34 protein-coding genes and 1 pseudogene are annotated in these 22,127 nt (G+C 40.8%); 27 read left to right on the forward strand and 8 right to left on the reverse strand.

The features are described 5' to 3' along the window. Window positions 1-31: 31 nt before the first annotated feature. Together rdgC and csrA are read right to left on the reverse strand one after the other, a co-directional pair. Window positions 32-946 (reverse strand): recombination-associated protein RdgC, encoded by a 915-nt coding sequence (gene rdgC, locus PR795_RS14425; protein ID WP_272516890.1) that lies wholly within the window; start codon window positions 944-946, stop codon window positions 32-34. 158 nt (window positions 947-1,104) lie between these two features. Next, window positions 1,105-1,290, reverse strand: coding sequence for a carbon storage regulator CsrA (csrA, locus tag PR795_RS14430; RefSeq protein ID WP_006657722.1), 186 nt, complete (start codon window positions 1,288-1,290; stop codon window positions 1,105-1,107). Window positions 1,291-1,395: 105 nt separating this feature from the next. On the opposite strand from csrA, the gene PR795_RS14435 reads away from it, so the two are divergent. After that, on the forward strand, window positions 1,396-1,662 hold the full coding sequence (locus PR795_RS14435; protein ID WP_272516891.1) for a hypothetical protein: 267 nt from the start codon (window positions 1,396-1,398) through the stop codon (window positions 1,660-1,662). Here PR795_RS14435 and PR795_RS14440 read toward each other — a convergent pair. The 3 genes from PR795_RS14440 to PR795_RS14450 form a co-directional block, all read right to left on the reverse strand. Beyond that, a complete protein-coding gene (locus PR795_RS14440) occupies window positions 1,640-1,858 on the reverse strand; it encodes a hypothetical protein (protein ID WP_272516892.1) in 219 nt (72 codons plus the stop codon). The two genes, PR795_RS14435 and PR795_RS14440, sit on opposite strands and share 23 nt — an antisense overlap. 91 nt (window positions 1,859-1,949) lie before the next feature. Further along, complete coding sequence (locus PR795_RS14445; RefSeq protein WP_272516893.1) at window positions 1,950-2,180, reverse strand: hypothetical protein; 231 nt, start codon at window positions 2,178-2,180, stop codon at window positions 1,950-1,952. A gap of 140 nt (window positions 2,181-2,320) precedes the next feature. Further along, on the reverse strand, window positions 2,321-3,010 hold the full coding sequence (locus tag PR795_RS14450; protein WP_272516894.1) for an XRE family transcriptional regulator: 690 nt from the start codon (window positions 3,008-3,010) through the stop codon (window positions 2,321-2,323). A gap of 98 nt (window positions 3,011-3,108) precedes the next feature. Between PR795_RS14450 and PR795_RS14455 the strand changes: the two genes are divergently transcribed. The 19 genes and pseudogenes from PR795_RS14455 (at window position 3,109) to PR795_RS14545 (ending at window position 12,393) form a co-directional block, all read left to right on the forward strand. Next, entirely contained in the window at window positions 3,109-3,357 is a 249-nt protein-coding gene (locus tag PR795_RS14455; RefSeq protein WP_272516895.1) for a helix-turn-helix transcriptional regulator, read from the forward strand. Between the two features lie 2 nt (window positions 3,358-3,359). Further along, window positions 3,360-3,818 (forward strand): YmfL family putative regulatory protein, encoded by a 459-nt coding sequence (locus PR795_RS14460; RefSeq protein WP_272516896.1) that lies wholly within the window; start codon window positions 3,360-3,362, stop codon window positions 3,816-3,818. Between the two features lie 80 nt (window positions 3,819-3,898). Then, window positions 3,899-4,105: a hypothetical protein gene (locus tag PR795_RS14465; protein ID WP_154636803.1), complete on the forward strand. Its 207-nt coding sequence runs from the start codon at window positions 3,899-3,901 to the stop codon at window positions 4,103-4,105. Beyond that, the gene (locus PR795_RS14470; protein ID WP_036979519.1) at window positions 4,098-4,280 is read left to right on the forward strand and encodes a DUF4222 domain-containing protein; all 183 of its coding nucleotides are present in this window, start codon (window positions 4,098-4,100) and stop codon (window positions 4,278-4,280) included. The genes PR795_RS14465 and PR795_RS14470 overlap by 8 nt, the downstream gene beginning before the upstream one ends. Next, window positions 4,277-5,338, forward strand: coding sequence for a conserved phage C-terminal domain-containing protein (locus PR795_RS14475; RefSeq protein ID WP_272516897.1), 1,062 nt, complete (start codon window positions 4,277-4,279; stop codon window positions 5,336-5,338). The genes PR795_RS14470 and PR795_RS14475 overlap by 4 nt, the downstream gene beginning before the upstream one ends. Next, on the forward strand, window positions 5,335-5,583 hold the full coding sequence (locus tag PR795_RS14480) for a hypothetical protein (protein WP_230085753.1): 249 nt from the start codon (window positions 5,335-5,337) through the stop codon (window positions 5,581-5,583). Before PR795_RS14475 ends, PR795_RS14480 begins: the two co-directional genes overlap by 4 nt. Beyond that, window positions 5,583-6,227, forward strand: coding sequence for a phage N-6-adenine-methyltransferase (locus PR795_RS14485; RefSeq protein WP_154635063.1), 645 nt, complete (start codon window positions 5,583-5,585; stop codon window positions 6,225-6,227). The genes PR795_RS14480 and PR795_RS14485 overlap by 1 nt, the downstream gene beginning before the upstream one ends. 49 nt (window positions 6,228-6,276) lie before the next feature. Then, complete coding sequence (locus PR795_RS14490; protein ID WP_272516898.1) at window positions 6,277-6,462, forward strand: hypothetical protein; 186 nt, start codon at window positions 6,277-6,279, stop codon at window positions 6,460-6,462. Continuing rightward, window positions 6,452-6,934: a hypothetical protein gene (locus PR795_RS14495; protein ID WP_272516899.1), complete on the forward strand. Its 483-nt coding sequence runs from the start codon at window positions 6,452-6,454 to the stop codon at window positions 6,932-6,934. The genes PR795_RS14490 and PR795_RS14495 overlap by 11 nt, the downstream gene beginning before the upstream one ends. Continuing rightward, window positions 6,927-7,310: a RusA family crossover junction endodeoxyribonuclease gene (locus tag PR795_RS14500; RefSeq protein ID WP_272516900.1), complete on the forward strand. Its 384-nt coding sequence runs from the start codon at window positions 6,927-6,929 to the stop codon at window positions 7,308-7,310. Before PR795_RS14495 ends, PR795_RS14500 begins: the two co-directional genes overlap by 8 nt. Before the next feature lie 16 nt (window positions 7,311-7,326). Next, the gene (locus PR795_RS14505; protein WP_154638955.1) at window positions 7,327-7,995 is read left to right on the forward strand and encodes a phage antirepressor KilAC domain-containing protein; all 669 of its coding nucleotides are present in this window, start codon (window positions 7,327-7,329) and stop codon (window positions 7,993-7,995) included. 184 nt (window positions 7,996-8,179) lie between these two features. Further along, window positions 8,180-8,530 (forward strand): annotated as a pseudogene (locus tag PR795_RS18135) (DUF968 domain-containing protein); the annotation flags it as partial. Window positions 8,531-8,562: 32 nt separating this feature from the next. Next, complete coding sequence (locus PR795_RS14515) at window positions 8,563-9,000, forward strand: antiterminator Q family protein (RefSeq protein WP_200860794.1); 438 nt, start codon at window positions 8,563-8,565, stop codon at window positions 8,998-9,000. 753 nt (window positions 9,001-9,753) lie between these two features. Next, window positions 9,754-10,074: a hypothetical protein gene (locus tag PR795_RS14520; protein WP_272516902.1), complete on the forward strand. Its 321-nt coding sequence runs from the start codon at window positions 9,754-9,756 to the stop codon at window positions 10,072-10,074. Between the two features lie 8 nt (window positions 10,075-10,082). Next, window positions 10,083-10,421, forward strand: coding sequence for a hypothetical protein (locus tag PR795_RS14525; protein ID WP_154604303.1), 339 nt, complete (start codon window positions 10,083-10,085; stop codon window positions 10,419-10,421). A 116-nt stretch (window positions 10,422-10,537) separates the two neighbouring features. Beyond that, window positions 10,538-10,861 carry a GrlR family regulatory protein gene (locus tag PR795_RS14530; protein WP_272516903.1) on the forward strand — a complete coding sequence of 108 codons (324 nt, stop codon included), beginning with the start codon at window positions 10,538-10,540 and terminating at the stop codon, window positions 10,859-10,861. Window positions 10,862-11,185: 324 nt separating this feature from the next. Beyond that, the gene (locus PR795_RS14535) at window positions 11,186-11,410 is read left to right on the forward strand and encodes a class II holin family protein (RefSeq protein ID WP_272516904.1); all 225 of its coding nucleotides are present in this window, start codon (window positions 11,186-11,188) and stop codon (window positions 11,408-11,410) included. Then, window positions 11,391-11,963 carry a lysozyme gene (locus PR795_RS14540; RefSeq protein WP_272516905.1) on the forward strand — a complete coding sequence of 191 codons (573 nt, stop codon included), beginning with the start codon at window positions 11,391-11,393 and terminating at the stop codon, window positions 11,961-11,963. The genes PR795_RS14535 and PR795_RS14540 overlap by 20 nt, the downstream gene beginning before the upstream one ends. 52 nt (window positions 11,964-12,015) lie before the next feature. After that, on the forward strand, window positions 12,016-12,393 hold the full coding sequence (locus tag PR795_RS14545) for a hypothetical protein (RefSeq protein WP_272516906.1): 378 nt from the start codon (window positions 12,016-12,018) through the stop codon (window positions 12,391-12,393). 237 nt (window positions 12,394-12,630) lie between these two features. On the opposite strand, the gene PR795_RS14550 is transcribed toward PR795_RS14545, so the two are convergent. Together PR795_RS14550 and PR795_RS14555 are read right to left on the reverse strand one after the other, a co-directional pair. Next, window positions 12,631-13,536 carry an LPO_1073/Vpar_1526 family protein gene (locus tag PR795_RS14550; RefSeq protein ID WP_272516907.1) on the reverse strand — a complete coding sequence of 302 codons (906 nt, stop codon included), beginning with the start codon at window positions 13,534-13,536 and terminating at the stop codon, window positions 12,631-12,633. Next, the gene (locus tag PR795_RS14555) at window positions 13,533-13,787 is read right to left on the reverse strand and encodes a hypothetical protein (protein WP_272516908.1); all 255 of its coding nucleotides are present in this window, start codon (window positions 13,785-13,787) and stop codon (window positions 13,533-13,535) included. The genes PR795_RS14550 and PR795_RS14555 overlap by 4 nt, the downstream gene beginning before the upstream one ends. Before the next feature lie 24 nt (window positions 13,788-13,811). Between PR795_RS14555 and PR795_RS14560 the strand changes: the two genes are divergently transcribed. Together PR795_RS14560 and PR795_RS14565 are read left to right on the forward strand one after the other, a co-directional pair. After that, window positions 13,812-13,997 carry a hypothetical protein gene (locus PR795_RS14560; RefSeq protein WP_272516909.1) on the forward strand — a complete coding sequence of 62 codons (186 nt, stop codon included), beginning with the start codon at window positions 13,812-13,814 and terminating at the stop codon, window positions 13,995-13,997. 555 nt (window positions 13,998-14,552) lie between these two features. Then, complete coding sequence (locus tag PR795_RS14565; protein ID WP_154635195.1) at window positions 14,553-14,735, forward strand: hypothetical protein; 183 nt, start codon at window positions 14,553-14,555, stop codon at window positions 14,733-14,735. Between the two features lie 222 nt (window positions 14,736-14,957). On the opposite strand, the gene PR795_RS14570 is transcribed toward PR795_RS14565, so the two are convergent. Next, on the reverse strand, window positions 14,958-15,452 hold the full coding sequence (locus tag PR795_RS14570) for an ECs1072 family phage-associated protein (protein WP_272516910.1): 495 nt from the start codon (window positions 15,450-15,452) through the stop codon (window positions 14,958-14,960). Between the two features lie 281 nt (window positions 15,453-15,733). Between PR795_RS14570 and PR795_RS14575 the strand changes: the two genes are divergently transcribed. The 5 genes from PR795_RS14575 to PR795_RS14595 are packed head-to-tail and all read left to right on the forward strand — an operon-like array spanning window position 15,734 to window position 22,060. Further along, window positions 15,734-16,243 (forward strand): DUF1441 family protein, encoded by a 510-nt coding sequence (locus tag PR795_RS14575; protein ID WP_006813640.1) that lies wholly within the window; start codon window positions 15,734-15,736, stop codon window positions 16,241-16,243. After that, on the forward strand, window positions 16,230-18,350 hold the full coding sequence (locus PR795_RS14580) for a phage terminase large subunit family protein (RefSeq protein ID WP_272516911.1): 2,121 nt from the start codon (window positions 16,230-16,232) through the stop codon (window positions 18,348-18,350). Before PR795_RS14575 ends, PR795_RS14580 begins: the two co-directional genes overlap by 14 nt. Then, the gene (locus PR795_RS14585) at window positions 18,347-18,562 is read left to right on the forward strand and encodes a hypothetical protein (protein ID WP_006813638.1); all 216 of its coding nucleotides are present in this window, start codon (window positions 18,347-18,349) and stop codon (window positions 18,560-18,562) included. Before PR795_RS14580 ends, PR795_RS14585 begins: the two co-directional genes overlap by 4 nt. Beyond that, window positions 18,559-20,049, forward strand: coding sequence for a phage portal protein (locus PR795_RS14590; RefSeq protein WP_272516912.1), 1,491 nt, complete (start codon window positions 18,559-18,561; stop codon window positions 20,047-20,049). Before PR795_RS14585 ends, PR795_RS14590 begins: the two co-directional genes overlap by 4 nt. After that, window positions 20,009-22,060 carry a ClpP-like prohead protease/major capsid protein fusion protein gene (locus PR795_RS14595; protein ID WP_442960002.1) on the forward strand — a complete coding sequence of 684 codons (2,052 nt, stop codon included), beginning with the start codon at window positions 20,009-20,011 and terminating at the stop codon, window positions 22,058-22,060. Before PR795_RS14590 ends, PR795_RS14595 begins: the two co-directional genes overlap by 41 nt. Window positions 22,061-22,127 lie beyond the last annotated feature (67 nt).

Here is a 22,127-nt window from a genome sequence, read left to right on the forward strand (position 1 = left end):
GAATTAAATTCCTAGGTGTTGGATTAATTATTTAAAGCTTGGCTTCTTTGCCAAGTGAATCAATTAATGCTTTTATTAAAATATTTAACTCTGAAACAATTAAGAAGAAATCAGCGTCAAAGCGTTGGTTGTAATCTTCCATTCCAATATCATCATTAGTTTCTAACAATGCAGAATCAAATTTAATTTTGGAAAGAATAAAATTATTATTAATACAGAAGGTGATCCTGTCCTCATAGTTCAATGATAATTTAGTTACCAGCTTACCCGCTTCAATATTTGACTGAATTTCATCAGAGACTAAATCTTGTTTTGAATATTTAGCAATTCCACCCTCTTCAAGGATGGCTTTCATTTCTGATTGCTCACCAAACACAAAGCCTTTTGGTAATTTCCCATTTCTAACCCACTCAGTTAGTGTTAACTCAATTGGGTCTTGCACTGTTAATGGAACAACTGGCAAAGAGCCAATGGATTTACGGATCATTGCGAAACAATCCTCAGCGCGGCGAGGCGACGAAACTAGCGCAGCAATAAAACCATCAGCAATATTCACCCATACATCGAAGCGGGCATATTTAGAGAACGCGCGAGGTAGCAGCTCGTGAATCACTTCATCTTTAATGGCTTGACGCTCGGTTTTCTTTAGCGTCCTACCTTGATCCGCTTCTAATTTTCCCACCTTTTTATTTAATGCATCATTAATAACTGGCGTTGGTAATATTTTCTCTTCTTTAAAAAGAGAGATTAACATTTGGTTGTTAACTTGATGAGTTAAGCTATCCGATTTACCGATGCCTAGTGGTGGAATAAAACCAAATCGCGACATGTCCAGAGAACCACAAGGCTCGTATTTTAAATGTGATAACTGTTCTTCAATATTACTTAAATCAATATCACGAGTAAGGCGATATATAACCAAGCTTTTTACATTAAAAACGCTCATGAGATAACCCTCATTAATTTGTAATTAACTCCACAATATAAATAAGACTACTGACAGTAATTAAGCACATATTTACCCGTATGGACTGACGCCAATGGTCTTATTTATATTTAGAAAAAGAGGCGGCATGGCACCGCCAAAAAAATTATCAATAATTACTAACTAGCAACGGCATTATTATTTTCAGCTTGGATCCGAAGATAAATTTCTTCGCGGTGAATACTTGTATCTTTTGGTGCTTCGATACCAATCCGCACTTGGCATCCTTTAATTCCCAAAACAGTGACTTTGACATCATCACCAATAACAACGGTTTCACCGGCACGACGAGTTAAAATAAGCATTCCCATACTAAACACTCCACGCAGTTAAAAGGTTGCCTGAACTAATTTAGCCACATCAGGCGGCTGTGGTATTCTTGGAAGCCCTACACAACCAAGAGAATTTTTATGAGCAACTTAAAAGGTGTTATCGTGCATATTGAACACCGAATCGGTTGGATTGCCATTCGTGATGAATTCGGAGAAATAACCATAGCAGAGCTACTTGGTGGCTATGACGTCGAAAAAGGCAATGTAATCACTGGCAATCTACACTCCGAAGGTGGTGAAACCTTTTATAATCACTCTACAGATGAAGAGCTTGATGTATACGTTGAGTATGTTCACTTAACTGAAGCTCAGTCCATTCAAGCTATCCAAAGATGTGGTCGATAAACCGACGAAACATCGCACAGTCCTTCAGCGTCCAATTACACTGTTCCGCGGAGATGGTTTTCTCCGCTGGAATGCCTGGATTTAAATCGCACAATGAACTGCCTCTTTTAGCTGCGTTTTCAAGCTGTCCGACTTTATCTAACAATGCCTCTTTCATTTTTTGACACTTGCATCCAGTGTCGCTAGATCCGCCCATACCCATCACTCCACAAAGTTAAAATTAGTACCTGATTATTTAACCACCTCAGGTGGCGGTGGTTTTGCTGTACCCATACAACAAAATTTAGTTAAGCACTAATAGTGACTTTACAGCGTTCGGTCTGCTCGAAAATCTCATCATCGAGCTTTTCAATCTTGCGCTGCAGTTCGACTTTATCTTGTTCTAACTGAGCTTGTTTAGCCTTAAGCGACTCCAGCGTATTGAATTCAGCAGCCTTTTGAAGAATCCACGCCTGCGCATCTTCCTGCGACATTGGCACACTAAAGGTTACGATTGGTTCATTTGAATTGGTTTGCATAAGTTTCTCTCCATTGCTTTGTTGTAAACAATGTAAAACTAATTTGCGTGATATGCAACTTTAAAATTGCGAAATATGCAAAATTTTTATTTTGACAGAAAAAAGCCCAGACTTGCTGGGCTTGATACTGAGTGGTTAGATCAGGAGTGTCGTCTAAAAGCTTGAGTCTGACTTATAAGAACTTTGCCATGTATATGGAGTCGATTTTCATTACTGGGGTTGATTTCCCAGCTTGTGTAGCGCGGGTTATCGGATAAAACCATTATTTTATCTGGTACTACTTGTAGCCGCTTAACGTGAATATTTTCATCAAAGGAAAATACATATATCCCATCACTATCTATATGATTTACTGAAACATCAACGAAAATAAGATCCCCTGGCTCTATGGTTCCAGACATACTGTCACCCTTTGCATTAATTACCTTCACTGTCGATGCAAGCCTAGAGCCAAACATTACTTTAGCCTGCTCGGACTCATATTCTATTGAATGAATTACATCAACAACTTCACTAATTTGATTGCATCCTGGACCAGCGCTTGCGTTAACATCAAGTAATTCAACTCTATATATACTTTCACGCATTTTGTTAGATTCCACGGCACTGTTTTTATGTACAGTATAATCTAACTCTTCAGAAAATAAATCAACCACTGGAACTGATAAAGCTGAAGATATTTTCATTAGCAACTGCTCTGTGAATGACTTCTGCTTACCCGTTTCTAGGCGCGAAACATTCCCCGGATCGCTATCTATCGCATCCGCAAGTTCAGCTATGGTTATTTTTTTAGCTGTTCTGATGGCTCTAATTCGATTTCCAATATTCATACGTTAATTACAAATCTTTTTTGCGAATTATGCAAAGTAAGTTGCGCAAATTACCTTAATGAAATATTATGCGAATTACGCAAAATTAAGGAGGTTTCATGCAAACACAATTAAGGTTTTTGCGAAAAAAGCAAAAGCTCACTCTGTCTGAAATTGCTAAGTCAGTTGAAATTGATGTAGCCAGCCTCAGCAGAATCGAACGTGGTCAACAGAAAACATCATTTTCCACAGCTGAGAAGTTATCACTTTTTTTTAATGGGGAAATATCGGTACTAGAAATCCTATTTCCAGAAAAATACCAGAAAGTACCAGCAGAGTTAACTACCAACAAAACAACGGAATTGTAGATATGTGCAAACAAACACTAAAAGAAGTTGTGAAAGAGATGTGTAAGGCATTCCCGGGTGGTCGTTCAGCGATGGCGGGTGCTTTGGGTATTTCTGAAACAACGTTCAACAACAAGCTGTATGAGAAGAACGGCTGCCGCTTTTTTGAAAACGATGAGCTTGAAGCAATGGAAGAGCTATCGGGCACTAAGTTGCTGGTGGCTTATCACATGGAACGCCACGGGATTACCCCGTCAGTAAAAATTGAAGCTGAAAGCTTAGACAAAGTTGAATTGTTCGATATTCAAATGCGTTTGGGGGCAATGCAGGGGGCGTTAAGCGTTTTAATCAAAGACAGTATTTCTGACGGCGTTTTAACACCAGATGAAATTATAGCTATCTACAGAAAAATGGAGAAAGTCTTTGCTTACGCACTGGGCTTCGTGGGTTCTTTAGAAAGCGTTTATGGGATTAAACAATGATGAGCATAGTTAGAAAGGTTGACGCCCAGATATGCGGTCCGGGCGTCGGGGGCGCTAAAAACATTTGTGGAGTAATTAGCATGAGCAGTTTAAACCAAATCAGAGCTAAAAAGCAATTCCGCTGCTTACCAGCTTCTAAAAGTGGTCCGTTTCAATATGTAGAAATCATAACTTCAGCAGATGCTTGGGGCAACTACCAGACTGAGCAGCAATTGGTAGATATCGCTGAGTTGAGAAACGATTGGGCTCAATTTTACTTCAACAGCAAAGGCGAGGCACATGACTGATGAAGATCCAAATAATCTCAATCGCATTTATCTCGACAAGCGCGGCATTCCTGTCCGTGTTGTTCGTTATGACCGTGAAAAGAAGAGGGTCATATACCTGCGTGATGGCTATGAGCATGAATGCTTCGCCCCGTTATACAAATTTAAAGATGAATTCACAAGGGTGATGGAATGAGCAGCCTGTTACTACTTAAAACACGCCCTCAAATCGTTATACCAGAGCTGGCGGTTCGTTTGGGCTTGAATGAGGCTCTATTGCTTCAGCAAGTTCAATACTGGCTATCTGAAACCTCGTCAGGTGTTGATCATGACGGTAGGCGCTGGGTCTATAACACTATTGAAGAATGGCGTGAACAGTTCCCGTATTTTTCTGAATCCACAATTAAACGTGCATTTAATAATTTAAAGAAATTAGGTGTATTAAATATTGAGCAAATTAATAAGCGCACGCATGATCGTACTAATTATTACTCTATAAATTATGAACATGCGTTGTTATCCGATGAGGTCAAATTGAACTCATCGAACAGTTCAGCCGAAGCCTCTCGAACAGGTCAAAATGACCTTATCGATAATCGCAAAATGAAACGCTCGAACACTACCAAAATGACCTCATCGAACGGGTCAAAATGCCCTGATCTTACAGAGAGTACTACAGAGAATACTCAAGAGATTACAACAGAGAGTAACTCTTTTTGTCAGGCTCATGCTGAGCCAGACCACGCGCAAATTGTTTTAGAACATTTCAACAAGGTCACTAACTCAAGTTATCGCGATGGTAAAACCACTATGGGACACATCAGAGCCCGTCTAGCTGAAAACTACACTTCAGATGATTTAATTCTGGTAACTGACTACATCACGGCTAAGTGGATGAATGACTCAAAAATGAGTGATTACCTGCGTCCAAAAACACTATTCAGCCCTGAGAACTGCATGGAGTATTTCGAAAAGGCTCAGAAATGGCATGAAGCTGGGCGTCCTGTATGTGCTAACGGAAAATGGCTAAAGCCCGGTGAAGTAGCTGTAAGCATCGACACTGTTCAGCGTGATGAAGCATTCACTCGCATCATTGGTTCCCGTTTAAAGCCACAGAGCAGAGTCGAAGAAATTGCGAGTAATTTAGCCGGCAAGACCGGAATTAGAACAGCAAAAGAATTTCAGGGACGACAAATGTGGATCAGCATTTGGAAGCAAGCAACTGAACAAGCAGCGAGAGAGGTGTCGGCATGATGCGTAGTGAAGCTAAAAAAATTTACGGTACTAACGTTTTTGGCATTGTCGCCATGTTGCATCAGCTGCGCCGCTGGTGGGCTATTCGTGACTTACGTAGTTGTTGGAATGATTCTCGTGATGGCTTGGTGATTTGCAGGAAACACAAGCATTTAAACCACTATGCTGATTATTTTCAAGTTCAGCAGCGTTATTGCCGTATTCGTTTGTATATGAAAGCCTACCAGAGTAGAGGTGTTATTTAATGAGCGAATACGTCACAAAGCTTAACGAGCTTAAAACCAGATCTACCCATGAACTGAAAGAAATTGGTGATCAATGGTGCACACCAAGTGCTTTGTATTGGGGAATTAGCTCAATATACGGGATTTTCAAACTGGATTTGTTTACTGACGGAAAAAATAGTAAGGCCCCTTATTTCTATACTGCAGAGGATAATGCACTGACGCAGGACTGGTCCGCTAAGTTGGTAGAGGTTGGCGGAGCTGCTTTTGGAAATCCGCCATATTCCCGTAGTTCCTATCACGAAAAACAGCCCATCACTGGCGTTGGTCACATTATGAATCATGCAATGACGATGCGAGAGAAAGGTGGTCGCTATGTGTTTTTACTAAAAGCTGCAACTAGTGAAACATGGTGGCCTGAGCATGCTGATCATGTTTGCTTTATTCGTGGTCGTATTGGTTTCGATGTCCCCCTATGGTTTAACCCAGTTAGTGATAAACAGAAGCCAAGTGGTGCATTCTTTGCCGGTGCAATAGTCGTTTTCGATAAAACATGGACTGGCAAGGCATTTGATTATATTCAGCGTGAGGAGCTGGAGGAGCGTGGACGGGTCTTTTTGGAACAAGTGCAGTGGCTATCGAAAACCAAGGGAGTAGCAGCATAATGGATGGCACATACATTCGATGCATTGAGCTTATCAAAGGAGTTCGAGCATGAAAGACAATATGCCTGAAATCCATCAATGTAAATGTGGCAGTGAAGATCTACACATCGAAACTCTTGAGTATCGAACTTGGTTTTATGTTTATTGCCACGGTTGTGGCACTAACGGTCCAGCGATAAATGACAAGCTAGAAGCCGTAAGAATCTGGAATAAGGTGGTAGCCAATGACGCATGACGAGTTGTGTGATTTAGCGGTGAGATTCTTACAAAACAACGGGTTCAATGTTGCGTTTGGGGATAGGTTTCAATCAAGGAATGGAACGGGAGAACAACCTGACGCTATTGGCTTTAGGAGTGGAATAAGCTGTTTGATTGAAGCGAAGGTGAGTCGTTCTGATTTTCTTGCGGATAAAAAGAAATGGTTTAGGCAACAGCCAGAAAAGGGAATGGGTGACTGGCGTTTTTTTATCTCACCGCCAGATATTATTAAACCGGAGGATTTACCTGCAGGATGGGGATTGCTCCACGTCAAAGGTAAGCGAGTTTTCAAGGTTCATGGATGGCCACCTAACACATACTGGTACGACAAGAAGCCATTTAATGCTAATAAGCAAGCAGAATGTGACCATATGTATAGCGCGCTGAGACGGCTACAGATTAGAGGTCATCTTCATGAAATTTACGAGGGGATACCAAATAATGACTAATCCAATCACTTTCGTTCTTCCGTTCCCTCCAAGTGTTAACGCTTGCTGGCGGACTGTTCGCGGCACAATGATTATCAGTGAAAAAGGTCGCGCATTTCGGGCTAATGCAATAGCAGCGGTGTATCAGCAATTACGTAAAAGACCTGTGGCAATAGAAGAAGATGTATCAGTCATTGTGAAGATGTACCCTCCAACTAATCACAGAAGAGACATAGATAATTTTTTAAAAGCCCCATTTGATGCTCTTACCTATGCGAACGTATGGAAAGATGACAAGCAGGTTAGACACGCAGATATATGGTGGTGTGAGGTAGTAAAGGGCGGTCGGTTTGAAATTACGATCAGCTTACATGACAGCGCAAATGCGGTTGCGTAAAACGTGGAGAAAAAGCATGAATCAATTAGCGATAAAAACATTAACAATGTCCAGCGTAGAGATATCAGAGTTAGTCGAGTCTCGTCATGACAAAGTTAAGCAGTCTATAGAACGCCTAGCGGCACGAGGTGCAATTCAACTTCCCCCAATGGGGGAGGTCAGAAATCATCAAAACCAAGTGGTACAAGTTTATCAATTAAATAAGCGCGATAGTTACGTTGTTGTAGCTCAACTATCACCAGAGTTCACGGCGAGGCTGGTGGATAGATGGCAAGAGTTAGAAAACCAAAAGCTGGTACCGACAACATTTTCAGAAGCACTACGCTTAGCTGCGGATCTGGAAGAAGAAAAGCAGCAGCTTGAAAATAAACTAATCGAAGCGGCGCCAAAGGTTGAGTTTGTTGATAGATACGTCTCCGCCACTGGTGCAATGACATTTAGACAAGTCTGCAAGCTACTTGATGTGAAAGAGCCAGAATTTAGGGGCTTTTTACTTGATAAAAGAATCATGTACCGACTCAACAATATATTGACCCCATATCAGCAGCATTTAGACGCTGGACGATTTGAAATGAAAACTGGTGTTACGCAAGGCACTGAATATGCGTTTGCACAAGCACGGTTTACAGCAAAAGGTGTCAACTGGATAGCTGGTCAATGGATGGAGCACAAAGCGTATGCGTGAGGCTTCAATTCTTACCGCAAGTACGGTACCGGAACTTGGATTAGCAATCTTTAGACCAGGAGTTAGCGAATTACACAAATTCACTGGTCGCATGTTAATTATCCCGGTACCGGAATTGTTAAGCGATAAATCAGTAGGGCCTATCTCTCTTTCTCCATCATTCCTCAGCGACGAGTTAAAGGATATTGAAGGGATAAAGCAAGTATTGGATTTGACTGTAGATCCTGAGCCACCAGCAAGTTTTATGAAGTTTCCAAAGCTTCGGCGCTGGGAGAGTGTGAAATATCTGCAATGGGTTAAATCACAGCCGTGTTGCGTGTGTGGCGCCACAGCCGACGATGCCCATCACATTATCGGATACGGGCAGGGTGGCATAGGCGCAAAGGCTCATGACTTGTTCACTATCCCATTATGTCGAGTTCACCACAGCGAGTTACACAAGGATCCTAAAGGGTGGGAGCAAGAAAACGGTAGTCAGTTAGTTTTATTATTTAAATTCCTCGACCGTTCAATCGGTCTAGGCGTATTCGGTTAATGCGTTGTGCGGAACGCGGTGGAGATTATTGCATGAGAGATATTCAGTTAGTTTTAGAAAAGTGGGCAGGCTGGGCAAGTAATAACCCCGGTGTAGATTATTCGCATATTGCAGCTGGATTTAAGGGGTTAATCTCAAATAAAGAGGCTCCTAGGCTTTCATGCACTGACAATGATGGAATTATTATCGATAGTGTCATTGCTAAATTAAAAGCGGTTAGAAAAGATGAAGAACTAGAACTGATAGTTATGCATTATTTATATGGTGTATCAAAGCGCGGCATTGCAAAAAAATTAAAGGTTAGCGAGGGGCGAGTTCGCCAGATGATGCAAGTAGCGGAAGGGTTTGTCGATGGGTGTTTAGCCATGATTGGTGTGGTTTTAGAAATGGATAGTGAAGTTATGGGGAAACAAAACTCGGTGGATAGTGAAAAAGTATTAGTGCGCTACGCAAAATCAATGCTAGTGTGATAAGAGTGAATACGTTGTCACCTAACTTATAGAATGAAACCTCGCCATTGCGCGGTTTTTTTTGCTTTATGGGGTATCAAAAATTAAATAATTAAGTGGATACTCAAGAGGCTAATGGTATTTTTTGTGTTGATGTGCTCAAGGATTAATTTTGGGCAAAAAAAAGCCAAGCAGAGAGGCTTGGCATGAAATTACAACAAAACTAGTTAATTTAGGACATGAGGGGAAGTGTTGTTTCACCCTTTAAAGCAGTCTAGCGTGTTAAGTGTAGTGTAAATATAAATAAAATGTAAGTGAAATTAACAATAAACATTTAAATGTATCGTGTTGTGTCTAGCGCTCATCTTATATTTACTGTGAATTTTAATTTCCATGTTATTAATTTTAATGTGTGATTTTCTTTACATTATGCAGGTAATAGCTACATTTAAACAACAAAAGGCTATTAAATTGGATGATGATACATGGCAATATTCAGCGCACTTCAAAAAATCATGATATTAACTGTATTAGCGTTGCTGTTTATCGCATTTCCGTTTTGGCTAAGGTAGTCAAGAGAGTAATATGACAAAGGATATTCTAGGGCTAATTAAGCCTAATTTTTACACTACAAAATACCTACACGCTAATCTATTATCATAGAAATAATAAAGTAATTTTATAATTATACTTAATTTTATTTGGTTATTAAAAGAATTGGCTATTTACTTAGTGATTAAACTTAAAATTTATTAATGTAAAAGGTGTTTAATCATGAGAAAGTCACTTCTAATTGCTATGTTACCATCATTTTTTCTTGTTGCTTGTGCAACAAAGCAGTACCCCCAAGCGGCATCATTAACTCCAGAAGAATCTTCCATAATGACTTGTAATGATATTAAAATCGAGATTGCTAAGACTCGTGGTGTTCACAATGAAATTGAACGAACGGGTGAGTTTGATGGAAAAACAGTTTTGGGCTTTCTTGGTGATTTCGGTATTGGTAATGGAATGGCAAAAGAGGATGCTAGAAAAAAAGTTCAATCCCGCCTGACTCAATTAGAAGGGCTAAAAGCAGTAAAATGTAGTGGGTAGGGTATAAAATGAAACTCTCTATATTATCTCTTTCCATTTTATTGCTTATTGGGTGTACAAACTTTACCGCGAAGCAGCCATATAGAACGATTGATGGTGAGCAAATGCTAATTTCTGCTGATATGCCGAACGGATCTTTAAAAATAAGATTCAATGAAGACATTGTCATAAATGAAAGCATGATTAATCAAGATAAAAGTATATCCGGAGTATTTAGCACTAAATATACTAATGTTTACACATCAACATACAAAGGGAAAAAAGTGATGGTCCGCTGTCATTTTCCTGAAAAAGAATGCGATGTATTCCTAGATAGAGATTATGCTGCCAACTTAGTTTTACGTTAAAGTAAAGTCGCCTTGTGCGGCTTTTTTTGTATACGCCATTAATTAGATATACTTACTAAATTGCGGTAAAGTCACCCTGCTGATTTTCAGCTAAACAATTACTGCATGAGGTATTTATGAAAGATGGAATTTACTTTGTAAGATTTAGAAGTAACTCTCAAGATTTTGGAAATGGCACGGTAGTAGTTAAAGATAATGTTGTTAATGGTGGTGATTTTGCTTACCTGTACAGAGGTAAAGTGAATGGCATTCAAACCACATTAACAATAGAAAGGCATGATAAATCTGCAACATCAGTATTTGGCGATATTGATAAATTCAATTTGATTTTAAATATCGCTGAATCTGGCAGGGATTATGTTTTAGCAGGGCATGTAGAAGGCATGCAGCAGATGAAAATTTCAATCAATGCTAAGTTCATCGGGGAAGTAATTAATTAACTCTCCGATATCAAATCAAGGTCGCTGAAGCGGCCTTTTTTATTGGAGAAAATATGAAAAATTTATTTATTAATCTGTGTATTAAGTTATCAGGTAAAACAAAAGAGCAATTACGCCTGTCTTGGTCATTTCATTACTTCCTTACCCGATCAAAATACAAAGCTTACTGGCGAGCAGTATTTCATTAATTTATCGAAAACCTCATGCAGAGAAATCGATAACTGCGCATAAGGCGGAGTTGCGCCCGTCACCTATTAAGTTCTAGCTACTGTTGCTGGTGGCTTTCTATCAACTAAATATCGGGCACTCCGTAGGGGGTGGTATATGCGTATGGATAAATTAACAACTGGCGCCTCCTATGCTGCTTCGACAGGTTCAACGTTTTACTGGTTAAAGCAATTATTAGATGGTTTTTCATCGGAGCAATGGGCTGCTATTGGTGTGCTGGGTAGCCTGCTTTTAGGTCTGGCTACATTTCTGACAAATCTATATTTCAAACGAAAAGAAGATAAGCGCAAGGAGACGGATCATGCCAAAAATACCCAATAAAATAAAAAAGGCGACTGCTGGTGGCTTGATGGCTTTAACCGTAAGCATGATTGCTTACTTTGAGGGAATGGAAAATAAGCCATATAAAGATGTTGTTGGCATTACCACTGTTTGTTATGGACACACAGGCGCTGACATTATTCCCACAAAGACCTATACCGAAGCTGAGTGTAAAGCGCTACTAGAAAAAGACTTAGCTATCGTCGCTAAAGCGGTAAATCCACTAATTAAAGTCAATATTCCTGATTACACCAGGGCGGCACTTTATTCATTTACTTATAACGTCGGAACCGGTGCTTTCTCGCGTTCTACGTTACTCAAAAAACTCAACGCAGGTGACCACACTGGTGCTTGCAACGAACTTAAACGCTGGATATATGCAGGGGGCAAGCCGTGGAAAGGGTTAATGACAAGACGAGAAGTAGAAAAAGCCGTATGTCTTGGCGAGTTCGCATATGCATATCCGCTTTCATTATCGGGATCCCCTTCTACTTGGCAGCTGGGGTATATGTACTCAGAGACGATACCTGCAGTACTGACAAGTCGAGTTTAGAAAAACGCTGTCAAAGTGCGGTCAATTACAATAAAGCCCGGCAGGTTAACTTATGAAAATAGAGAACTCGTTCTGGCTTTTTTTAATGTTAGTTGCTGTGAGTTGGTTGGCATTAACGCTTTATGATAACAACACTGCAGTTAAGAGCGACAACAACAAGTTAAAGCAAGATAACATCAAACAAAGTGCAGTCATTGCCCGTCAGTCATTTCAATTCAATCGCTTTAATCAGATAGCAACAACAGCATACCGGAACGGAATTCAAGCTGATGCGAAAGCACAGGAGAAAATCATTGAATATAAAACGATACTCAAAGCAGAGTCTTCTTGTGATTCTCTTGTGCCTCAGCTTGTTACTGATGGCTTGTTCGAATACACAAACGAGCTACGAGAGCGCGCAATGCGTTCCAATTCCATCGACGTTAACTAATTCTGTGGTACCGCCATTGCCGCCTGACAGTGATGGTAAAACACTATCATTCAAAGCGTCTGTATTGTGGAACAGATTATTGCTAGGAACGATAGAGAAGGCGAATGAGCAGCTTGAAGCCATTCGAGAAATTGAGGCGGTTAGAAGTAGCTCTAAATTACATTAGAACGGAGTGTTTAAAATGAAATTAAAGAGCTGAGCAAGTTCGGCTCTTTAATTAGTGGCAGATATAGCAATTTAATATGCAAGAGATTCTAAATAGCAGGTCGCAATTATGGCTCCCAAGGGGGTCAGTGTGACACCATTTAATTTATTAAAATCATCGATTCCAAATTTATTGATAATTGAATTTAAAGTGGAGTAAACGGTTGATATATTGCTTTCGTCAATGTCTATAGCTGGGTTAAATCTTTTGAAAACATCTATATATGTAGTGTTATAACGTTTATCAAAATCAATGCATCCGTTAATAGCCATCATAGATAGATCAACTTTCTTTAACGATTCTATATCATAAACAATACTATGGATAAAGGCGCTGTCACCTTGAACTAAATGATAGAATAAATTATCACTATTAAGATAAATTGTTGAGCCTCTGTAAAATAACTGCTTATTATTTAGCAGGCTTTTCACATACTTAATTTTAAAAAAATTATGGCTAGAGAAGCTTCTGATAAAATGTATAATTGATATTAACTTTAAATTGTCAGTTGTTAATCTGGGCATTATTTCGAATGCATGGTCTATAAGGATATCTTCTTCTTCTTCATGGCTCGAAATCTTATCAGCAATCAATTCCTTGAGGATGTTAGATTTTATACCAAATCCTTTTCTGGCAACCTGTATAACAGATTGATTGATTTGGTATTGAATGTCAGGACTTCTTAGCTTTTCAATAACAACAGCTTCAGCTTCTTGAGAAAGTCTCTCAATTATTTGAGAACCAAAAGAAGATGCTATTTCATCAACCTGCCTTTTAGCCTCTTCTCGAAGAGCTGGCATTTGAAATTGTAATGTTCTGGCAACTATATCTCTAATGGCATCTTCACCAGTTCCAAAGTTTATAGTAATGTTTCCACCAGCCTGCAAAGATGTGGAATTATCTCCAACTTGCTGATTATTTTTGTCAAGAAGACTCATTTCTCTGTCCCCATATTTATTTTGATATCACCACCGGCTTGAATCGCACTTGAATTATCACCAACATGTTGTGATATCGCTCCTTTTTTTGAGGGTTGTTTTTGTTTTTTTCTTATGTTGATAATTGATCCTATAAAGGTACCTAGGCTGGTAAGAAGTGCTGCCCAAGAAGTTAAGTTGGGATTCTGGTATACGAAGTAGCTTGAGATACAAACAACACACAGGGATATGAGTAATACTAAAAAATTCATGACTAACTCCAAAAGTAGGAAAATATGAATAAATTATCTGCAGATGAGATTAGGGCATTAGTTAAGAGTATGCCAGAATATCAGCAAAGAATTGAAGTTATTGAATCAAAGATAAGAGATTTAGTAGGAATGGACTATCAAGCAGGTATAATTGCATTAATGAACGTAGTCGAAGATATAACAGATAAATGCGAGGCGACTATAAATTAATAATGCATTGGTATTTTAAATATCAGTTAATTGTTCGATGATGTTCTTTGTTTATAAAAAAAACAAAAATGCCCCAGATATCGGGGCTAAGTAGAGAATAATAGTTTATGAATGTGACATCACTATACGTTAATCGTGAATGACCACAACAATAAAAAGGTAGTAATCTCAAGCGGATATTACAAATCTGAGCCTCGCAAAATAGCGGGGCTTTTTAATAGGCAAAAAAATAGCCCTCAGAGATTTGGGCTAAAAAGAACAGCATTAATACTTAATATGATATTCATGTAAAGCATAGTAAGTAATTTTAAATTAGCAAATTAGTTCAATAAATCTATGTAGTGGAGAAATACTATGGCAACACAATAATTTGATAAACCAGAGCAATTCAGTGAAGAGTTGGATGAATGTATTCAGAAAGGATAAAAAAATCCCCTTTCAATAAAAGGGGATTTTTCAAGAGAAACTCATAATTATTGTAGGACCAGTCATCCTTGACCAGCGACGAAATAATATCACTCTTTATTTTTTAATCCAAATAGGAGAGTCAATTAAATGAGTAAAATTGTATTAACTCTAGGGCAAATCAAGTCACTACATGAATTTGCACAAGAAGAAGGTCAGTCTTCTTACACAATTGAAACAGGCACCATCTGTGATGGTGATGAAATTGTTTATGAAGGTCTGATTGCTTATTCAGGCTCTGAAGAACATGGGGTTCTACAACTGGAAGATTAGATTTAAAAAAATAGACCCCGTGTCTAAAGAGGGTCTCAATGTCGTAGGCTTTAATAGAACTTATTGTTTTTAGGTTTTGTTGAAAGGTCATGCATGTTTAGGATTCAAAGCTAAAGCATACTTCAACGCGGCAACAGTACGCGGTTACCTACATAATAGCTACCTTATATTTGTAAAGGTTTATAACCACCAGCTAATCATTGGTGGCTACATAGATATAAGTTAGATCAACTCACCAAGAAGTCGATGAGCTTCTTCAATTGGTAATTCATTCCAGTGATATTCGCTCATATATCTGTGCTCAGAGGCTGTATTTCGCCATGAGTTTTTAGTTGTGGAGGTGAGAAGTACAACGCGATCATTTAATTCGTTAATTAGGTCGTTAACTGAACCAGATAACTGCATTTCTTTAATTTGGTTGTGAAATAAAATAACAATCTCATTCAGTTGATATTGTTTCGCTTCTGATGGGGAAATACCAAATAAGGTGTGCATGGCATGGTGCAAAGCCTTTCTTTCTAATAATGGCTCAAAATGTGTCGCATTGCTTTGTCTATATAACTCAATAAAAAGGCAAAGCCTAATCATCTGATTCAAGCGTCTAGTTATTTTTAGCCTAGTTAAATCGCTTAGTTTTTCAATATCAATACTATGGGATTCTATAATCCCTTTTTCGATAAGCTCAACTACTTTATTGACCGAATGAATATTTAACATTCTTGATCTCCTTGGTAATAAAATGAAAGAGTATAGGAATTTAGCTTAAAGTCAAAAGGTACTCCCGAGGGGGTACCCATACCACGAGGCGGCGACCACGCGGGAAACGGCTCGTTTTCAAATTTCCATGCTGTCAGCAGCAGGTCATTTAACTATTTGATTTAATTTGTGAATATCGAGATTGAGGTGACAACTTTAATAATGAGTTGTCACCTCAATGCGTTATATCTCTATGATAATAAATGAAAATATCAATTTTCACCTGACAGAGTGAGGTGTCAATGTCCAACATCAGCAATCTGGGGGACGCCTACAACTGGAGCGTGGCTAAGATTGCTGAAGCATTCGGCTTAAATCGCGGAACAGTTAAAAAGCGATTGCTCGATGCGAATACCCCAATAGCCAGTAATGTAAGAGGTAATCCCGTTTATGCACTTCGGGAAGTCGGTCCCGTTTTATTTGGCGCCGATAAAGATTCAGAGCCGAGTGGCATTCAAGATCCAGCACTCATGTTTCCAAAGGACAGAAAAGATTGGTACCAATCTGAAAATGAACGAATAAAGCTGGAAACAACACTGAAGCAACTAGTGCCGGTTGCGGATGTTCATCGGGAAATGGCGGTGATGATCAAAGCCATTTCTCAGGTACTTGATACATGGCCAGATAAACTTGAGCGAGATAATGGCTGGAAAGCAGATCAAATCACTGAGGCTCAAAAGCTCGTCGATGAGTTGAGGAACGTGCTTTCATCCGAGGTTATGAATGCAGAGGATTTTGATGATGAAAACTAATTACGCCTCAGCATCTTCAGTGAGAAAGGACGTTTCCGCATTACTCAAAGCGCCAAGGCGAATGCCAATTGCTCAAGCCGTAAAAAAATATATGCGAGTACCCATGGGCGAGGGGACGTCAATACCATGGGATGATTCATTAACGCCGTACATCATTGAACCGATGAATTGCTTAGCGGACAGACGGTATGATTCAGTCATTTTTGTTGGTCCAGCGCGAACAGGAAAGTCTCTAGGGTTGATTGATGGTTGGATAGTGTATGTGATTGTTTGTGATCCCGCTGATTTTTTGCTGATTCAAATGACAGAAGAAAAAGCGCGGGAGCACTCCAAGAAGCGATTAGATAGAACATTTAGATCGAGCCGTGAAGTTGCAAAAAGGCTTAGCCCGCATCGTAACGATAATAACGTTCATGATAAAACCTTTAAGGCTGGGAATTACCTAAAAATAGGCTGGCCGTCGGTGAACATCATGTCTTCATCTGACTACCGATTTGTCGCATTGACAGATTATGACCGATTTTCAGAGGATGTGGACGGCGAAGGCGATGCTTATACACTAGCCTCAAAACGTACTACGACGTTTATGTCTGCGGGAAAAACATTAGTTGAAAGTTCTCCTGGTCGAGAAATTACAAACAGCAAATGGCGGCGAAACACACCACATGAAGCCCCGCCAACCACGGGGATTTTATCTCTCTATAATCGAGGTGATCGCCGGCGCTGGTATTGGCCATGTCCACATTGTTCAGAATATTTTCTTCCCATTCGTGAAAATATGGTGGGTTTTAGTGAGGGTGATGATCCAACAACAGGAAGCAAAGCAGCCAGACTGCAGTGTCCACATTGCATGAATTTGATTGAGCCTGAGCAAAAAAGAACGTTAAACAATCGCGGCGTCTGGCTCAGAGAAGGTCAATCCATTGATAAACACGGTAATATCACAGGAAATGCACGAGACTCCCGCATTGCATCATTTTGGATGGAAGGTCCAGCAGCCGCATATCAGACGTGGGAAAAGTTAGTTTATAACTTACTCAATGCCGAGCAGGAATATGAACGAACCGGGAGTGAAGAAACCCTTAAATCCGTCATTAACACGGACTGGGGGCAGCCTTACTTACCGAAAATCAACCAAGAGCAGCGAAGCGGTGATGATCTTAAATTGCGTGCTGAATATTGGGATTATGGCTCAGTACCTTCTGGTGTGAGATTTTTGGTTGCTACAGTCGACGTACAAGGTGGTAAAAAACGCCGCTTTGTCGTTCAAGTTATAGGTTATGGCGCCAGAGGTGAGCGATGGATAATTGATCGGTTTGATATCACGCATTCCCTGCGTTCTAACGCGGATGGTGAAGCCTTAAAAATTGACCCTTCCTCTTATGCCGAGGACTGGGATATTTTAATTACGGATGTTTTAGATAAAACATATCCACTTCAAGCTCATGAAGATATTGAAATGGGTGTTCATAGCATGGCGGTAGATACTGGTGGGGAAGAAGGCGTAACAGATAACGCTTATCAGTTTTGGCGCAAGTGCAAAAAAGAAGGACTTTCTCGTCGCGTATACCTTTTTAAAGGGGATGGTAAGGCTAAAAGCAAACTGATTACCAAATCTTACCCTGACAATACAGAGCGTTCAGATCGCCGTGCAAGGGCTCGCGGTGACGTGCCTATTTACTTGCTACAAACCAATGAATTAAAAGACCGTATTTCATCGCACTTAGGAAGAGAAACGGTGGGAAATAACTATATCCACTTTCCTGATTGGCTGGAGGATTCTTTTTACGATGAACTCACGTATGAAGAGCGCGACAGTAATGGTAAATGGTCGAAGCCGGGTAAAGGGGCTAACGAAGCGTTTGACTTAACGGTTTATGCGCATGCTTTAGTCATATTACTCGGTTACGAAAAAATCAAATGGGAGAACCCACCTAAGTGGGCAAGGTTGCCGGATGTGAACAATGTTAAATCACCACAGCCAGCAAATCGCCAAGCCTCCTCAAGTTCAACATCAATTCAATCTCACACTGAAACACAAGAGACCAAACCTAGCGTAAGTTCGGCATGGTCCCCTGTGTCTGCAAATTCTGGAGGGTGGGTATGACCCGTGAACAAATTAAGGAAATGCTGGATGCTTACCTAAAGGCAGAAATGGAAATACTGCAGGGTAAAAACGTCACGTTTAATGGCCAGTCAATGACCATGGAAAATTTGAGTGAAATCCGTAAGGGGCGCGAGCAGTGGGAGGCTAGATATATGGCAACCAGCGCTTCACGCCGTCATTCTCCCGGTTATAAAGTGGCGAGGTTTTCATGAATATGTTGGATAAGGTTATCGCGGCACTCTCACCGTCATGGGCGAGTCAGCGAGCCAAATCTCGTTATACGATTCAAGCCTATGAGGCAGCAACACCCTCTCGCATTCATAAAGCCCGCAGAGAGAGCCGAGATGCCAACCAATTAACTCAAATGGGCGGTAAGTCATTACGCGAGCAAGCAAGGTGGTTGGACAGTAATCACGATCTTGTCATTGGCATTCTCGACAAAATGGAAGAGCGAGTTGTTGGAAGTAAGGGAATTATTGTTGAGCCTCAGCCACTATCTTGTACAGGTCAAATTCATGATGATCTTGCGAAACAGATCCGAACCGCGTGGTCTGAATGGTCAATTCGACCGGAAGTGACAGGTCAATTTACGCGACCCATGCTTGAACGGCTTTTAGTCAGAACGTGGATCCGAGACGGCGAGGTCTTTGCTCAATTAGTGAGAGGCAATCAAAAGGGGCTTGATAAACAGGCAGGTATCCCATTTTGGCTGGAAGCCTTGGAGCCAGACTTTGTGCCAATTCACCTCGATGATACAAGTAAAAATATTCGGCAGGGCATTCAGCTTAATCATTGGGGGCGTCCGCAGTCTTACTTTGTGTACAAAAGCTTACTCACCACAGGGCAGCAAATGGGCGATCTTAAGTCCATCCTGACCGAAAACATGCTGCATTTAAAATATGTGCGTCGCTTGCATCAAATCCGCGGTAATAGTTTATTTTCTGGCATTTTGACGCGCCTGAGCGCTTTGAAAGACTATGAAGATGCAGAACTGACCGCAGCACGTATTGCCGCCTCTTTGGGGATGTATATCAAAAAAGGGGATGCGGGTACTTATGATGATGGCAGTGATGAAGATGATCGTAGTCTCGATATTGTGCCGGGCATTATCTTTGATGGGCTAAAACCCGGTGAAGATGTTGGCATGATCAAGTCAGACAGACCCAACCAAAACCTTGAAAATTTCCGTAACGGTCAGCTTAGAGCGGTTGCCGCAGGAAGTCGCGGAAGCTATTCCAGTATTGCGCGTGATTATAACGGGACATACAGCGCACAGCGACAAGAGCTGGTGGAGTCATTTGAAGGTTATTACATCTTGCAAGACACCTTTTGCGGTTCTGTGAGCCGTCCTGTTTATCGTCAGTGGTTAAACATGGCGATTGCTTCAGGGGTGATTGTCGTCCCACTGGATGTTGATATCGATTCACTCTATAACGCCACTTACAGTGGTCCGGTTATGCCGTGGATTGACCCACTTAAAGAATCTAATGCATGGAAAACGCAAATTCGTGGTGGGGCTGCATCGGAGAGTGACTGGGTTCGAGCTCGAGGCGGGAACCCTGCGGAGGTTAAACGTCGTCGTAAAGCAGAAATCGATGAAAATAAACGGCTGGGGCTGGTTTTTGATACCGATCCGGCAAATGACAAAGGTAGCGAAAATGCAAATGAAACAAACACATCAAGTGCCACCAAAAAATAGCACAGCGATGAATAAGCCATTGATGTCATCACCGGATAAAAACTGGTTTCAAATGAAAGCAACCAGTGAAACGACGGCAGATATCTACATCTATGACGAAATTGGTGGCTGGGGTATTAGCGCAAGACGATTTACTGAAGATCTTATTGCGCTGGGAAACCTTAGCCACATTAATCTTCATATTCATTCACCGGGTGGTGAAGTCTTTGAAGGTATCGCCATTTACAACCAGTTAAAAAACCACAATGCCAGCATTACGGTACATATCGATGGTTTGGCCGCATCCATGGCTTCTGTCATCGCGATGGTGGGTGATGAAGTCATTATGCCAACCAATGCCATGATGATGATCCATAAGCCATGGGGGGTATCGTGGGGTGATGCCGATGATATGCGTGACTACGCCGATTTGTTGGATAAAGTCGAAAAAGTCTTAATTCCCGCGTACATGGAGAAAACAGGGAAAACCAAAGAAGAACTTGAAGCCATGCTCAGTGAAGAAACATGGCTCACGGCAGAAGAGTGCGTTGAGCATGGTTTTGCTAACAGTATTATTGAGCCAGTTAAAGCAATGGCGAGTCTTTCATCCAAACGCATCGAGGAATTTAAATCTATGCCAAATTCATTAAAAAACACACTGAAAAACAGTTTAGCAAATCCACGTAACACAACTAATCCAGTCAATGAACCGACGCCACAACCTCAAAATCCGGTGAATACTCCGCAACCGGATATGGCAGGTATTCAGGCTCAAGTGCGCCAGAATGAGCAAGCCCGCATGAACGGTATCAAAGATCTGTTTGCGATGTTTGGTGGCAAGCACAACGACACGATGATGGAGTGTGTGCTTGATGTGAATTGTTCTGTCGAGAATGCAAGAGAGAAGCTGCTTAATAAACTAGGACAAGAAGCGACGCCGACCAATAAAAACGATTACGGCGCTCACATTTTTGCAAATAACGGCAACATCGTCGGTGACAGTGTCCGTGCATCGTTAATGGCACGTGCTGGCTATGATGAAGTTCATGCTGACAACCCATATAACTGCATGACACTCCGCGAATTAGCCCGTATGTCGCTGGCTGATCGCGGCGTGGGTGTTGCAAGCTATAACCCAATGCAGATGATCGCAATGGCGTTTACTCACACCACCTCTGATTTTGGTAATATTTTACTGGATGTTGCCAATAAATCTATTTTACAAGGCTGGGATGAGGCTGAGGAAACGTTTGATCTATGGACGAAAAAAGGGCAACTCAGCGATTTTAAAACTGCAACTCGTGTCGGCATGGGGGGCTTTAATTCTATTCGTGAAGTTCGTGAAGGGGCAGAGTATAAATATGTCACCACGAGCGACAAAAAAGAGACGATTGCACTTGCTACCTACGGGGAGCTTTTTAGTATTTCACGACAAGCCATCATCAACGATGACATGTCAATGTTAACCGATATCCCAATGAAGTTAGGGCGTGCTGCTAAAGCCACCATTGGCGATTTGGTTTACGTTATTCTGACAAAAAATGGAAAAATGCAATCTGACAGTAAGCCACTCTTTGGTGCAGATCATGGCAACAGTATTAAAGGCGGTATGGACGTTGACACTATTGCCAATGGTCGAACAGCCATGCGCAAGCAAAAAGAAGGCGAGCGAGCGTTAAATATTCGCCCTGCATTTATGCTTGTGCCAACAGCATTAGAAATCGCAGCGACTCAGGTTGTTGGCTCTGGTAGCGTAAAAGGCGCAGACGTGAATGCCAACATCATCAACCCTATTCGTAATATTGCCGAAATCATTACTGAACCACGCTTAGATGCTAATAGCGATACCACATGGTATATGACCTCAGCAAAAGGCACTGACACTATTGAAGTCGCTTATTTAAATGGTGTTGATGTTCCTTATATTGACCAACAAGAAGGGTTTACTTCTGATGGCGTAACCACAAAAGTTCGCATTGATGCGGGTGTTGCGCCTATTGATTACCGCGGCTTGCTTCGTGTTGAAGCTTAATTCCGATTGTTAAATTAATCATATTGCCCTGACGGGCTTTTTTTATACCTAAAATCCGGCTTTTCGG

The organism is Providencia sp. PROV209, from assembly GCF_028479485.1.
In the GTDB taxonomy this organism is placed as follows: domain Bacteria; phylum Pseudomonadota; class Gammaproteobacteria; order Enterobacterales; family Enterobacteriaceae; genus Providencia; species Providencia alcalifaciens.